Origin of the sequence: Winogradskyella immobilis (genome assembly GCF_021887715.1) — a bacterium.
Taxonomy (GTDB): Bacteria; Bacteroidota; Bacteroidia; order Flavobacteriales; family Flavobacteriaceae; genus Winogradskyella; species Winogradskyella immobilis.
Genome location: NZ_JAIQXX010000006.1, coordinates 80,141 through 95,301 on the forward strand (window position 1 = coordinate 80,141; position 15,161 = coordinate 95,301).

General features: G+C 31.0%; 11 protein-coding genes. 9 read left to right on the forward strand and 2 right to left on the reverse strand.

Features of this window, described 5'->3' with window-relative positions; genetic code table 11:
• Positions 1-12: 12 nt before the first annotated feature.
• The 9 genes from K8Z87_RS06405 (at position 13) to K8Z87_RS06445 (ending at position 12,069) form a co-directional block, all read left to right on the forward strand.
• Entirely contained in the window at positions 13-1,314 is a 1,302-nt protein-coding gene (locus K8Z87_RS06405; protein ID WP_227476657.1) for a T9SS type A sorting domain-containing protein, read from the forward strand.
• Positions 1,311-4,151, forward strand: a complete 2,841-nt coding sequence (locus K8Z87_RS06410; protein ID WP_251059567.1) for a gluzincin family metallopeptidase — start codon at positions 1,311-1,313, stop codon at positions 4,149-4,151. Before K8Z87_RS06405 ends, K8Z87_RS06410 begins: the two co-directional genes overlap by 4 nt.
• Before the next feature lie 153 nt (positions 4,152-4,304).
• On the forward strand, positions 4,305-6,716 hold the full coding sequence (locus K8Z87_RS06415) for an alpha-ketoacid dehydrogenase subunit alpha/beta (RefSeq protein WP_227476658.1): 2,412 nt from the start codon (positions 4,305-4,307) through the stop codon (positions 6,714-6,716).
• A gap of 77 nt (positions 6,717-6,793) precedes the next feature.
• Entirely contained in the window at positions 6,794-8,404 is a 1,611-nt protein-coding gene (locus tag K8Z87_RS06420) for a class I SAM-dependent methyltransferase (RefSeq protein WP_227476659.1), read from the forward strand.
• A 117-nt stretch (positions 8,405-8,521) separates the two neighbouring features.
• Positions 8,522-9,229: a hypothetical protein gene (locus K8Z87_RS06425; protein WP_227476660.1), complete on the forward strand. Its 708-nt coding sequence runs from the start codon at positions 8,522-8,524 to the stop codon at positions 9,227-9,229.
• Between the two features lie 15 nt (positions 9,230-9,244).
• Entirely contained in the window at positions 9,245-10,303 is a 1,059-nt protein-coding gene (locus tag K8Z87_RS06430) for a sensor histidine kinase (RefSeq protein ID WP_227476661.1), read from the forward strand.
• Positions 10,290-10,982 (forward strand): LytR/AlgR family response regulator transcription factor, encoded by a 693-nt coding sequence (locus K8Z87_RS06435; RefSeq protein ID WP_227476662.1) that lies wholly within the window; start codon positions 10,290-10,292, stop codon positions 10,980-10,982. The genes K8Z87_RS06430 and K8Z87_RS06435 overlap by 14 nt, the downstream gene beginning before the upstream one ends.
• Position 10,983: 1 nt before the next feature.
• Positions 10,984-11,475, forward strand: a complete 492-nt coding sequence (locus K8Z87_RS06440) for a hypothetical protein (protein ID WP_227476663.1) — start codon at positions 10,984-10,986, stop codon at positions 11,473-11,475.
• A 99-nt stretch (positions 11,476-11,574) separates the two neighbouring features.
• Entirely contained in the window at positions 11,575-12,069 is a 495-nt protein-coding gene (locus K8Z87_RS06445) for a DinB family protein (RefSeq protein WP_227476735.1), read from the forward strand.
• 75 nt (positions 12,070-12,144) lie between these two features.
• Here the strand turns inward: K8Z87_RS06445 and K8Z87_RS06450 are convergent, their stop codons facing one another.
• Both K8Z87_RS06450 and K8Z87_RS06455 read right to left on the reverse strand, forming a co-directional pair.
• On the reverse strand, positions 12,145-13,053 hold the full coding sequence (locus K8Z87_RS06450) for a patatin-like phospholipase family protein (RefSeq protein ID WP_227476736.1): 909 nt from the start codon (positions 13,051-13,053) through the stop codon (positions 12,145-12,147).
• Positions 13,053-15,071, reverse strand: coding sequence for a M1 family metallopeptidase (locus tag K8Z87_RS06455; protein WP_227476664.1), 2,019 nt, complete (start codon positions 15,069-15,071; stop codon positions 13,053-13,055). The genes K8Z87_RS06450 and K8Z87_RS06455 overlap by 1 nt, the downstream gene beginning before the upstream one ends.
• Between the last annotated feature and the right edge of the window lie 90 nt (positions 15,072-15,161).

Sequence of the window (15,161 nt, forward strand, 5' to 3'; positions counted from 1 at the left end):
TTTATTTGTAAAATGAATAAAAAATTTATTGTATTTACTTTATTTATTTCTTTATGGTTGTCTTGCCTAAATGCTCAAGAGAACTTTAGAGTTATGTTTTATAATCTTCTAAATTATCCTAATGAAACGGCTACTTCAGGAAGAGAAAGCAATTTAAGTCTCATACTAGGAGATTATCAACCAGATTTATTCTTGGTCTGCGAATTAAACAATAGCGCTGGCGCAAATACCATTTTAGGAATTACGCAAACTATAATTAGGTCATCTTATCAAATGGCAACATTTGTAAATAATACTTCTGATGATGCGTCTAGTGATTCTAATGAACTTCAAAATTTATTGTTCTATGACAGTAACAAATTTACTCTTGAAGAAGAAATTATTGTACCAACAGATTTACGTGATTTTAATGTCTATCGTTTAACAATTAACACCATAGATAAAGAAACTAACCCTATTGAGATATACGCTGTAGTTGCGCATTTAAAAGCTTCGGATAACGATAGCGATGCACTAAGACGTTTTAGAATGGTTCAGGAGTTAGACGCTTATTTAAATACCTTACCTGCTAATACCAATGTACTTTTAGGAGGTGACCTTAACCTATATAGAGCTACAGAATCTGCTTTTCAAGAACTATTAGATGGATCTAATAATATTACATTTTCAGACCCTGTAAACCGTATTGGTAATTGGAGTGATACTGGCAATGCCTTTGTAGATGTTTTTACACAATCTACACGTACACAGTCTGGTTTAGGTGGAGCTGCAGGTGGTTTTGATGATCGTTTCGATTTTATTTTAACTTCCGAAAATTTTTTGAATTCTTCAAATAATATTCGTTATGTAACAGACTCATACTCAGCATACGGAAATAATAAAGAAAGTTCTTGTTTTAATCGTCGTATAAATTCTTCAGACTGTGCAAAAGGTGCCGATAATAACTCTCCAGATAATAATGCTGGTTTTTCTTTAGCAATTAGAAATGCTTTGCACAATTTTAGTGACCATTTGCCCGTTACAATAGAGTTAGAGATAGACTCGCAAACATTAAGTACAACTAATGAAACTATTGCTAACGTATTGCTGTTAAAGAAAAATATTATTGATACCGAATTAGAGATTTCTATAAATTCTAATCTTCTTTTTAATAAAGAGTTTGTTATTTATAATAATCTAGGTCAAAGAATTTATATCTCAAAACTAGCAAATGAAACATCAAATGTTAATGTTTCGCAATTTGCTAATGGGTTATACTATATGTCAATCCCTAATTCGGATCTAAAACCTACTAAATTTGTAATTGCTCATTGATTAAAAAACTATTTATATTTCTATTCGTTTTAAGCAGTGTTACGCAAAGTGGTGCTCAAAATAAAATAACTCTAAAAGGAGATGTTGATATTGACACAAAATCAATAACAATTAAGCAGACTATTGTCTATAAAAACACATCCAATACTCAGTTAACTGAAATTTATTTAAACGATTGGAATCATAGCTATTCATCTAAAACAACACCTCTTGCCAAACGTTTTGAAGAAGAGTTTAATACTAAATTTCATCTAGCGAAAAATAAAGATCGTGGTTACACTACTATAAGCAATATAACAGATGAAAACAATTCTGAATTAAAACATATACGCTTAAAAGAGCATCCAGATGTTATAAAAGTAGACTTAAAGAACCCTTTACTTTCCGAACAATCTTATACTATAAATTTATCGTATACACTTGTTTTACCAGATGATGGATTTACCAACTATGGTTTTACTAAAGACAAAGATTTTAATTTAAAATATTGGTACATTACTCCAACCGTTTACAATGACAAATGGAACTATTATAGCAATAAAGATTTAGATGATCTTTATATCCCTAAAGCAGATGTACATATTACGCTTAATCACCCTAAAACGCACAATGTATTTTCGGAGTTAGATATTACTGCTCAAGAAACTGTTGGCGACCTAATGACGACCGTAATAGAAGGAAAAAACAGAACAAATACATTTCTGTCTTTAAATCAATCTAATAACTTTTCTCAAGTAAAAACTGATGATTTTACAATAATATCTGACATTTATGAAAAAGGATTAATCCCACAAGACAAAGCAATTATTACAGATAAAGTAACACGTTTTTTAGTGAACAACCTTGGAGAATACCCACATAAACGTCTTTTAGTAACTGCCTTAGAATACAATAAAAACCCTTTATATGGATTAAATCAATTGCCTGATATCATTAGGCCTTTTCCTAGCGATTTTCAATACGAATTAAAATTACTTAAAACTGCGCTTAAAAAATATATCGATAATATTTTGCTAACTAATCCCAGAAAAGACTATTGGTTAAGCGAAGGTTTACAAATTTACTTTTTAATGAAGTATGTAGAAGATTACTATCCAGACACAAAGTTTTTGGGTACAGTCTCTAAAATATGGTTAGTAAGGACTTTTCATTTGGCTGAAGTAGATTATAATTTTCAGTACTTTCTATACTCTATGGAAATTGCTAGAAAAAATAACGATCAACCTTTAACAACTTCAAAAGACTCGCTTATTAAATTTAACGCCAATATTGCAAGTAAATACAAAGCCGGTGTTGGTCTTAATTATTTAGATGAATATGCTGAGGATATTAATTTTAGAACCTTAATAAAAGACTACTTAAATACTAATAAATTAAAACAAACTTCTTCTAAGGACTTTGAAAACTTTATAAAAAGTAAAACGGACAAAAATATAAATTGGTTTTTTACAGATTATCTCAATACACGTAAAAAAATCGATTTTAAAATTACAAATGTCAAAACTCAAGAAGACTCTATACAAGTAACCATAAAGAATAAGCGAGATAACACTATGCCTATTTCACTTTTTAGTCTCAAAAATGATTCTATTCTAAGTAAAACATGGGTTGATGATATTGGAGAGTTTAAAACAATCACTATACCAAATAAAGGTGCTGACAAATTAGTATTAGATAATGATAACATTATTCCTGAGTTTAATCAAAGGGATAATTACAAATCTACTAAAGGAACTTTTTTAACAAGAAAACCATTGCAATTTCGCTTGTTTAAAGATGTAGAAGACCCTTATTATAACCAAGTGTTTTTAACACCTTTAGTAGAATTTAGAAACATATATGATGGGCTTACATTAGGTACTAGAATATACAATAAAACCATTTTAAGAAAACGATTCAATTACAGATTTGCACCACAGTATGCCACAAACTCTAAATCTCTAACAGGTTCTTCATCTTTATTTTACACACATAATATTGAAAACAGTAATCTTTTTAATATTTCTTATGGTGTTTCTGTTGCTTATCGTTCTTTTGCAGAAGATGCATTTTTTACACGGTTTATCCCTAATATATCCTTCAGTTTTAGAAATGATGATGATTTTAGATCCGATAAAAGACAAACGCTATCCTTACGTTATGTAGATATAAGCAGAAACATAGGTGAAGATGCTGTAATAGAACTAAATGAACCAGATTACGGAGTTTTAAATTTAAGATATGTTAAATCTAGTCCTGGAATAATTAATTTTTCAAGATTCTTTGCAGATTTTCAAATTGCAGATAACTTTAGTAAACTATCTATTAATTATGAGTACCGCAAACTGTTTAAAAATAATAGGAATTTAAATTTCAGGTTTTACGCAGGTACTTTTTTAAAAAACAATACAGATCCAGATTCTGATTTTTTCAGTTTTGCCTTAGATCGACCAACAGATTATTTATTTGATTTTAATTATTTAGGACGTTCTGAAGATGGAGATGAAGGTCTTGTTAGCCAACAAATTATTATTGCCGAAGGAGGTTTTAAATCGCAATTAGATACACCTTTTGCAAATCAATGGTTAACTACAGCCAATGTTACCACATCGATTTGGAGGTATGTTCAGGCCTATGGAGATATTGGTTTAGTGAAAAACAGATTTGCTGATCCAAAATTTGTATACGACTCTGGTATACGCTTAAATTTAGTTCAAGATTTTTTTGAATTATTTTTTCCTGTCTACTCTAATAATGGTTGGGAAATTGCACAACCAAACTACGATCAAAAAATTCGATTTATCATCACAGTAGATCCTCAAGTATTGCTAGGTCTATTTAGGCGAAAATGGTATTAACATATTCTTACAAAAACGTTAAAAATATCATTTTAATTAGATAATCGTTAATTTATTCTTTTTTTATTGCGAATATCTTAAATATATAACACTTATAGCCATTGTTAAAGTCTTTCGTTTTACGTACTTTTGTAACACTTAAAATTACTATAGATGAAATCTAATACAAACACTAAAACTGAAATTACTTTTGAAGATTTTAAAACTGAGGTTTTAAATGATTATAAAACAGTAGTTACAAGTCGTGAGTGCAGTTTATTAGGTCGTCGAGAAGTTTTAACAGGTAAAGCAAAGTTTGGCATCTTTGGTGATGGCAAAGAAGTTCCGCAAATAGCATGGGCAAAAGCTTTTCAAAATGGTGATTTTAGATCTGGTTATTACAGAGATCAAACCTTTATGATGGCTATAGGCCAATTGTCTATTGAACAATTTTTCGCAGGCTTATATGCTAATACCGATTTAAAAGAAGAACCAATGTCTGCAGGTCGTCAAATGGGTGGCCATTTTGCAACGCATAGTTTAGACGACAATGGAGATTGGAAAAATTTAACAGAACAAAAAAATTCAAGTGCAGACATCTCACCCACTGGCGGACAAATGCCTCGTTTGTTAGGTCTAGCACAAGCTTCTAAAATATATAGAAATGTAAAAGGGATTGATACTACTAAGTTCTCTAAAGAAGGTAATGAAATTGCTTGGGGCACTATTGGTAATGCAAGTACTAGTGAAGGTTTGTTTTTTGAAACTATAAATGCTGCTGGTGTTTTACAAGTTCCAATGGTAATAAACATCTGGGATGATGAATATGGTATTTCAGTACATGCCAAACACCAAACCACTAAAGAAAACATTTCTGAAATATTAAAAGGGTTTCAACGCGATAACGATAACAATGGTTATGAAATCTTTAGAGTTGACGGATGGAATTATCCTGAATTAATTGATACATATCAACGTGCTGCACAAATAGCTCGTAAAGAACATGTGCCAGTAATGATACATGTAAAAGAGCTTACGCAACCTCAAGGACATTCTACATCGGGATCTCATGAACGCTACAAAAGCAAAGAACGATTAGCATGGGAAACAGAATATGATTGTAATGCACAAATGCGTCAATGGGTAATTGCTAATAATATTGCTACTGATGAAGAATTATCTGTTTTAGAAAAAGACATAAAAAAAGCTGTTAGAGATGGTAAAAAAGCAGCGTGGTCTGCATTTATAAATCCTATAAAAGCTGAAAAACAAGAATTACTTTCTGTTTTAGAACAACTCTCTAATTCTAGCGCTAATGGTGTTTTTATATCCAAATTAAAAAATGATATTGATGCAATTGATGAGCCTCTACGTAAAGATTTATTAATTGCAGCACGTAAAACTTTACGTTATACAATTTCTGAAACAACGAATGAAAAATTAGCACTTCAGAATTGGATTAACACCTATATTGAAACTATTCAACCTAAATACAGTTCGCATTTACACAGTAGTTCATCAAAAAATGCTTTAAACCAAAACGAAGTATTACCAACGTATAATGCTAATGCAGAAGATGTTGATGGCAGAGTTGTTTTAAGAGACAATTTTGATGCTATTTTCAACACTTATCCAGAAGCAATGATTTTTGGTGAAGATGCAGGTCATATTGGTGATGTTAACCAAGGATTAGAAGGGCTTCAAGAGAAATATGGAGAGCTTAGAGTTTCTGATACAGGAATTAGAGAAGCTACTATTTTAGGTCAAGGTATTGGTTTAGCTATGCGAGGCCTACGTCCAATTGCTGAAATTCAATATTTAGATTACATTCTATATGCGCTGCAAATTATGAGTGATGATTTGGCTACCGTTCAGTATAGAACTAGAGGTCGTCAAAAAGCTCCGCTAATTGTAAGAACGCGTGGTCACCGATTAGAAGGTATATGGCATTCGGGGTCGCAAATGGGTGGCATATTAAATCTTGTAAGAGGTATACATGTCTTAGTTCCGAGAAATATGACAAAAGCTGCTGGTTTCTACAATACTCTTTTAGAAAGTGATGAACCTGCTTTGGTTATAGAATGTCTTAACGGTTATCGTTTAAAGGAAAAAATGCCAAATAATATTGGTGAATTTAAAACACCTATAGGTGTTGTTGAAACTGTTAAAGAAGGAAACGATATTACATTAGTATCTTATGGATCTACGCTTCGTTTGGTAGAACAAGCCGCTAAAGAATTACAAGCGCTTGGAATAGATGCAGAAATTATTGATGTTCAGTCATTATTACCATTCGATTTAAATCATGACATTGTAAAGAGCGTAGCAAAAACTAATCGTTTAATGATTATTGATGAAGATGTGCAAGGCGGTGCTTCTGCATATATTTTGAATGAAGTTTTAAATACGCAAAATGCCTATCAGCATTTAGATAGTCAGCCTAAAACATTAGCTGCTAAACCTCATCGACCAGCTTATGGATCTGATGGAGATTATTTTTCAAAACCATCTGTAGAAGATATTTTTGAAGCAGTATATGATGTGATGCATGAGGCAAATCCTATTGATTTTCCGAAATTACGATGATATAATAAATTATATTTTTTATTTAAAACCATCATAAAATTGATGGTTTATTTATATTTATAACTTAACGCTATTTTATGCTTACTAAATCAGATAAAGCCCTATTAAGAGAAACAATTTTTAGACACTTAGATGGTATTGCTACTGCAACTTCAGCATACGCATTACACAAAAAAGGAGTTTTAGATTATTTAATAACTAATCAATCGTCTACAATTTCTAACCTTACAAAGGCATTTAAGGCTAACGAAGGCTATCTAAATGTTGCTTTACGTGCATTATGCTCTCAAGGTTGGCTAGAACAAAATTTAAATAATACAGATAATAGTATTAGTTACACCATAAATTCTAATAGTAAAGTTGCCTTTGATTTGATGCCTCTCTATAAGGATGCTGTAAAGTTGTTAAATTATACGGATCGTTTTGCAAAAGAGAAATCCATTGGTGCTGATGCGTTTATTGTTTTAGAACGTATTTTTAAAAAGTTTGAAACTACCTATGGTTTAGATATTTCTAACGAGGATTCTATAGAATATCAAATCATAAAACATATTGAAGGCGTTATTGCTGGTCCTATTATTGTTTTACTTGGGGTAAATGGTTTATTTCACAAATACTTTATGGAAGCTTCATTTACTGCTGAAGAATATCATAAAGACCCCGAAAGTTTTAAAAAAGTATTAGATTTTCTGACTCACTTGGGTTGGTTTACAAAAAAGAAAAACACGTATCAATTTACAGACAACGGTTTATTTTATGCGAAACGTGCTAGTGCTTATGGTGTAACTGTATCTTATATTCCTACGTTTTTACAACTTGATAATCTTCTATTTGGAAATCCTTTGGTATTAAAAGAGGATAATCCTGAAGCTACAGAAAAGCATGTACATAGAGAAATGAATGTTTGGGGAAGCGGAGGTGCACATGCTACATATTTTAAAGTCATTGACGAGGTTATTATAGATTTATTTAACCGACCAATAGAAGAACAACCCAAAGGTATTTTAGATATGGGTTGTGGTAATGGAGCTTTTATTGAACATATTTTTGATGTTATCGATAAACAAACTTTACGTGGTAAAATTTTAGATGAGCATCCATTACTACTAGTTGGAGCAGATTTTAATAAAGCCGCATTAAAGGTTACTAGAGCTAATTTAATTAAAGCAGATATTTGGGCTAAAGTGATTTGGGGAGATATTGGTAGACCCGATTTATTGGCCAAGGATTTAAAAGACGATTATAATATTGAATTGATAGATTTATTGAATGTACGCACTTTTTTAGACCATAATCGTATATGGGAAGCACCTAAACTAAAAAGCAATACTATTAGTAAATCTTCTGGAGCGTATACTTATAAAGGAGAACGTTTAAGTAATAATGATGTGGAAGCATCGCTTTTAGAGCACCTACAAAAATGGAAGCCTTTTGTAGAAAAGTTTGGTTTACTTATTATTGAATTACACACTATAAATCCAAAATTAGTAGCCACTAATATTGGCAAAACTGCCGCTACAGCTTATGATGCTACACATGGATATAGCGATCAGTATATTTTAGAAGTAGATGTTTTTAAAACTGTTGCCGAGAAAGCAGGATTAAAACCTGTAGATGCGCATTTTGCAAGATTCCCTAATACAGACTTAGCTACAGTAAGTATCAACTTATTAAGAGGAACTAATTAAAACGTTATTCTGGCTCACAAATTAATTGTTTGGCAGGAGTAGATCCTTGTTGGTCGAAATTTGTTGTGTAGTGATTTAAAGATGATGAGTTTAGCTGATAATTTTAAACCATACATTATGAAATCAAGAATTGCTCTACTACTATTAGGTCTATTATTATTTAGCTCTTGCATTGTAAAATCATTACAACCATTTTACATCCAAGAAGCGTTAGAGTTTCAAGATGTGTTTGTTGGTGCTTGGAAAGGTAAAAATAATGCCCGATGGGAAGTCTCGTCTATCAAAGAATATTTTGAAGCTGAAAAAGCAGATACAACCAATAAAATTACAGAAGATGACATAAAGCAATTTAATAGGTATAAAGAAGGTTATTATTTGTCATACATAAAAGAAAAGAAAAAAGATACTATAGAAAATCATTTTATAGCCATGCCCTTTAAAGTGAAAAATGAAATTTTAATTGATTTTATTCCTTTTTATATAGAATCTATAGACAATAGTTTCCCTCAACAACATTTATTAAAAACACATTCTGTGGCTAAATTAGAAATTACCAATAAAAAGCAGGTGAAATTAAGTTTTCTAGATCAAAGCTATTTAAGTGATTTGTATCAGCAAGGTAAAGTTAAATTAAAACGTGAAATTGTTGGTGTTGAAGAAGATCCTATACTAACAGCATCTTCTGAAGAGATCTATAAATTTTTAGAAAAATATTTGGCTTCAGATTTTAAAGACGAATGGAGTTCTTCTGATACAGAGTATACTTTAGATAAAACTGGAGATACTGGTAATACCTTTAAAGTATGGCAAACTAAATCTAATTAAATGTATAGGTAAGTAATGATTCTAAATACTTATTTACAAAAATTAAATTCTAACCACAGACCTATTGTTTTTAATACAATACTGTGGTTAGCCGCATTTATAATTTTACTTTTTATTTTTGCTAAAGGTGAAACACCAATTATCATAGATTATATCTATACTATAGCCTTTTTGGTAGTGATGGCAATACCTGTGAGCATTAATTTTTATCTCTTAATGCCTCGGTTTTTAAGCCAAGAACGTTATTTTATTTATGCGCTATTATTTATTATAAATTTAGTCGGATTTGCTTTACTCTACAATCTATTCTTTGATAAACTTTTAGATATACTGTTTCCTAATTACTTTTTTATTTCCTACTTATCCAATACTAATACCTATATCATATATATTATTTTTTTAGTAGCAACTACACTCTTTAAATTAGCGGAAGATTGGTTCTATTTTAATAGAAATGAAAATCGGGTTTTAAAACTTAAAAATCAACACATACAAACACAACTATCTTCTTTAAGAGCACAAATAAACCCACACTTTTTATTCAATTCTCTAAATGTCATTTATGCTATGGCATTAGATAAAAAAGAACATATTACTAAAGCTATTGTAGAACTTTCTGATGTATTGCGATATGTTATTTACGACTCCGATACTGAACGTGTAACACTTAAAGACGAAATACAATTACTTAAAAATTATATTGCCTTTCAAGACTATCGGGTACAAGCATCTGATGTGGTAGATTTAAAAATTGATGTTAAAAACGAAACCTTCAAAATTTATCCAATGCTGTTGTTGCCTTTATTAGAGAATGCCTACAAATACGGAGTTGATACAGACAAAGCTTCTAATGCTATTCAAATTCAACTGACACAAAAAGCTTCAAAATTTACATTTATTATTAGCAATGCTAACAAGAATAAAAACACTAATTTAGATGATAGCTATTCTGGTATTGGGTTGGAAAATCTACAAAATAATTTAACTTTAGTCTATCCTAAACAACATCTGTTTAATATTGAAAACACCAAAGACACGTTTAAAGTTTCAATAGAAATATATGAAAACCAGTAAAACTATACGTTGCCTCATTATTGATGACGAGTTATCTTCTCAGCGTGTTTTACAGCATTTTATTGCTGAAACGGAGGTTTTAGAGTTAAAACAAACGTGTAGTAACACCACAGAAGCCTTCAAATATTTGCAATTAAACGACACTATTGATTTGCTCTTTTTAGACATTAATATGCCTCAACAAACTGGACTAGAGTTTTACAAAACATTACAAAATGCGCCTAAAGTTATTTTTACCACAGCATATCCGCAATATGCCGTAGATGGATTTGAGGTTAATGCTATAGATTATCTATTAAAACCAATCTCTTATGAGCGTTTTCTAATCGCAGTTAGAAAAGTACTAGACAAAACTTCTTCCATTGAAAAACCAGAAGATTTCATTATCTTAAAAGAAAATAAAACACTACACAAAGTCTTCTTTGCCGATATACAATTTGCTGAAGCGTTTGGAGATTATGTAAAAGTGCATCTTAAAGACAAAACCATTATTACGCATTCTACGTTTTTAAAATTCACAACGCAATTACCCAACTATTTTATACGCACGCATAAATCGTTTAGTATTAACCTAAACAAAATGCATCAAGTTTCAGGAAATCAAATACATATAGGTTTGCATATTATACCCATTGGTCAAACCTATAAAGCTACTGTTTTAAAAGCCTTAAATTTGTAACATGAAAATTGAATCTATTGTTACTATAAAAAAAGAATTACAGCATCATTCAAAAGAAGATCTTTTAGCTTTATGCCTACGTTTAGGGCGTTTTAAAAAAGAAAACAAAGCACTACTTACCTACTTACTATTTGAAGCACATGATGAAGATAGCTATATAGAAAGCATTAGAAACACGCTAGATGAAGATTTTAAAAGCATGAATACGGATAGTTATTTCTACATGAAAAAGACCATACGTAAAATTCTTCGTCAAATAAAGGTTTACACTCGCTATTCTCTTAAAAAAACAACCGAAGTTGAATTACTACTCTATTTTTGCGAACGTCTCAATGATTTAAAACCTAATATACATAGAAATACAGCCTTGAGTAATCTTTACCAGCGTCAAATTACTTCTATTAAAAAGAAAGTAAGTCTACTACACGAAGATTTACAATACGACTACAATATGCATTTAGAAGAGTTAAAAAATTTTGAAACATATTTCTAGTAGTATTAAATGCTCCCAAAATAAGTTTAAATTAAAATCTTTATAAATATTATGAAAAGAATATTGACCCAGGCCTTGATGTTCCTAGTATCTTTGTTTATGTCAACTCTTTATGCACAACAGGATAAGTTTATCGAGGAATATATAGAACGATTGGAAAACTCAAAAAAATATCTAATCCTTGTAGCGGAAACAATGCCAGAAGATAAATATGGTTTTAAAGCAACCTCTGAATCAATGAGTTTTGCAGAAAACTTAATGCATATTGGTTGGGCAATGGATTGGCATAGTCAATCTTTAATGGGAGGACGTGATGCAAGAGATTGGAATACTGACAAAGAACTCAAAGTGGACAACAAATCAAAAAAAGAAATGATTGCCAAAATTGATGAGACTTTTCACAAAACCATAGAGTTTATTTCAAGTTTTGATATAAATAAGCTTGAAGAAAGACTAGATTATTTTGGATCTAATAGAACAAAAAGACAAGTTTTGTTATTGCTTGCAGACCACATTACTCATCATAGAGGACAAATGCTTGTTTATATGCGATTGAATGGGTTAAAACCACCGAGATATGTTTTGTATCAATAATCTTAATACAATCATTGCATAAATCACAAATTAACAGATGAATTGAAGGGAGAAAAAAAAGTTAAGCTCAATACCTTACTTTAAATCATTCATAGGGAGTTGACTTTTATATTTTTCGGCAGCATATTCAAAACCATCTTGCCACCATTTTGTCATTAATTTTTTGCTAAATATTAATGAGTTTTCTGTAAGACTTGTCGGTGTATAATATAAATTCAATTTTGCATCTTTGGTTTTAGCCGCAAGCTTACCAATAGTAACATCACTTTTCTCTACTTGATTTAATAAATGTCCAAATAAATTAATCATTAAAGAAAATGGATTCTTACCCAGTATGCGTTGTTTATCCATTGTTTCTGCTTCTAAAACAATAGCATCTACTTCTGTTGCTCCACGCTGTATAGCTTCTCTAATAGGGACAACACAGCCCAAACCTCCATCAGCATACTCATGTCCATTGCGTTCTGCCAAAGACATAAATGGTATATAATTACAAGATATCCAAATCCAATCGCAAAACTCTTCAAAAGTGCAATCGTTGATAGACTTATACTCTACCCGATTCATCGACAAGTTAGATACTGTAACAACTACATCGTGTTTTTCTCGTTTTATTTTTTCGTATTCTTCTCGTGTAAAGTCTTTACATATCTTACGTTTTAAAGCTTTACTCTCTCCAAATGTTCGTTTTTTTCTAATAAACTGCCAGAGTGAATTCACAAAATCTATAGAGACATATTCGCGATCACCTTTTTTGCGTTGTACAAAAGGGCTGATACTAAAAATATCGTGTTGTTGCACATTGGTGAATATATTATAAAGCTTAGAAATATCGTTAACCGCTAAATGTGGTACTAATAAACTTCCTGTAGAGGTTCCTAAAAACATATCGTATTCACGACCTTCTTCTTGCATAAGGTATTGTGCTACTCCACCTGCAAAAGCTCCCTTACTTCCACCTCCTGAAATGACTAATGCTCGCATTATTGTTGATTTGCCTTTAGTTGTTCTAACATTTCTTTTGAAAACTTTACCAATTGCCAATTATGATGTGTTTTGGCATCTTCGAGATTATTTTGACATTCTGTATTACATGCCTTTATGAGGTTTAAATACCTAAATGCATTCATACGTAATTCTGCATTATACTTTTTGTCTGTATAACTTAGCAATTCGTTATAAAGTGCTTCATTTTTATCAGATTGGTACTCTAATGTGTTTAAATTTAAGACCAACCAAAGTAATCTTATGTTATAGTCGCTGAAGCCATACACTTCTTTCAATGTATTAAGGTATTTAGAGCGTTCTTCAGGAAAATTAACCCATAGATTATAGAGCGCATATTCTTTGGTTAAATAAGAATCATCCTTAATCAAACTTTCGTAATTAGGCTTTAAATCTAAAGGAATATCAACAACATATTGAGCAATGGCTTGGCGTACTTTTAAAGTGCTTTTAAACGTGTTGTTAGTTACTAATTGCGGAGCTTGAGAGATTACTTTAATTTTAGCTTCATCCGAAGCATAGTACTTCAAATAATCTGTGCATTTTGATGTTTTTGCTTCGCAATCAATAATAATATATTCATTTATAAACACGGATTGTTGTTTTAAAAGCATAATAGCGTCATCAAACGGAAATTCTTTAGCTATGATCCATTTATTGACAAAACTCTCTAAATTGCCTTCAAATAGCACTGCAACTTCATTTATAAAATCATTAGTCTCTGCATTAGAAAATTGATATTTCTCTAAATAATTCTTTACTGCTTGCCGATAAATATCTGCTCCAACCTTTTCTCGTAATGCATGCAAAACCCATGCGCCACGTTGGTAAAACGTAAGACTGCTTGATTTAGGGTTCAATAAAGATGTGCCTTGCCCTGCCAAATCTTGACGTGCTAAATCTTGTGCGGATTTGTATAATTCAAAAAAGTAATAATCGCCTCCAAAAATATTACCTTCTGCCAGCAGCGCATAATAGGTAGCAAAGCCTTCTTGCAGCCAATGGTGTTCACCAGATTTAGCAGTTACCAAATCACCAAACCATTGATGTGCTAACTCGTGTGCATTAACATTAACATAGTTTTTATCATTAAAACCTGTAGAATCGACGACAAAGGCATCAGAAAAAATAGTGAGACTTGTGTTTTCCATACCTGCATACAAAAAATCATGCACTGGCACTTGTTTGTAGTTTTGCCAAGGATACTCAAATCCGATTTCTGTTTCTAAAAAATCGAACATTCGTTTTGAGTAACGATATGTCGATTCTACTTTTAAGGAATCTTCTGGGTAATAATATAATTCTAGCGGAATACCACTTTTTGAAGTTTCAACTCTCTTATTGTATTTACCAATTGCCAAAGCTACCAAATAACTAGGCATCGGTTTTTCCATATCGTAACGCCATGTTATTGTTGAATCGTTTATTTGTTTATCTATAAGCTTTCCATTTGCTATAACTTCATAATCAATATCGTAAGTAATCGATATATTAAATTCCATTTTTTCATTAACATCATCAATACTTGGCAGCCAATTGCTTGTGTATTTTCCTTGACCTTGCGTCCAGATACTCCAATCGTTATCTCGTTTTAAAAAATAAAGTGCTTTTTTAGGATTCGACACATAATCAAACTTAACTTTGTATCCTTGATTTTCAACAAAATCATAAATTACAAATATTCTATCATCTTCAAAACCTACTTCTATATCGGAATCCCATCTATTATCAATATCTTTTAATTTTTTATTTTTAAGTTCGACAGCAGTATAGGAAATAGAAGGGTTTGTAATTATAGTAATATTTTTTGCATCAATAAATATAGTGTCAACCTTTGTCTTAACATAAAAATCTACAGCATAATTCCCTTTAACTAAAGACGAATCAGTAGAAAACTTAATTTCTGCTTCCAACTTTAAAAAATCAACAAATTCCGTCTGTTGACCGTTTACAGAACAGGCAAAAGCTGACATTAGAAAGAAAAGGATATATTTCATAAACTACACTAAAACAAGAATAACGCCAAAATACGACTTCTTAATATAAAATAGATGGCAAAATGAGATTCCTGTTTTCAAAGGAATTAA

What these genes read in the sequence shown, in the direction of transcription:
- K8Z87_RS06405 (WP_227476657.1), top strand. Translation starts at nt 13, where the DNA reads ATGAATAAAAAATTTATTGTATTTACTTTATTTATTTCTTTATGGTTG.
- K8Z87_RS06415 (WP_227476658.1), top strand. Translation starts at nt 4,305, where the DNA reads ATGAAATCTAATACAAACACTAAAACTGAAATTACTTTTGAAGATTTT.
- K8Z87_RS06420 (WP_227476659.1), top strand. Translation starts at nt 6,794, where the DNA reads ATGCTTACTAAATCAGATAAAGCCCTATTAAGAGAAACAATTTTTAGA.
- K8Z87_RS06425 (WP_227476660.1), top strand. Translation starts at nt 8,522, where the DNA reads ATGAAATCAAGAATTGCTCTACTACTATTAGGTCTATTATTATTTAGC.
- K8Z87_RS06430 (WP_227476661.1), top strand. Translation starts at nt 9,245, where the DNA reads ATGATTCTAAATACTTATTTACAAAAATTAAATTCTAACCACAGACCT.
- K8Z87_RS06435 (WP_227476662.1), top strand. Translation starts at nt 10,290, where the DNA reads ATGAAAACCAGTAAAACTATACGTTGCCTCATTATTGATGACGAGTTA.
- K8Z87_RS06440 (WP_227476663.1), top strand. Translation starts at nt 10,984, where the DNA reads ATGAAAATTGAATCTATTGTTACTATAAAAAAAGAATTACAGCATCAT.
- K8Z87_RS06445 (WP_227476735.1), top strand. Translation starts at nt 11,575, where the DNA reads ATGTCAACTCTTTATGCACAACAGGATAAGTTTATCGAGGAATATATA.
- K8Z87_RS06450 (WP_227476736.1), bottom strand. Translation starts at nt 13,053, where the DNA reads ATGCGAGCATTAGTCATTTCAGGAGGTGGAAGTAAGGGAGCTTTTGCA.
- K8Z87_RS06455 (WP_227476664.1), bottom strand. Translation starts at nt 15,071, where the DNA reads ATGAAATATATCCTTTTCTTTCTAATGTCAGCTTTTGCCTGTTCTGTA.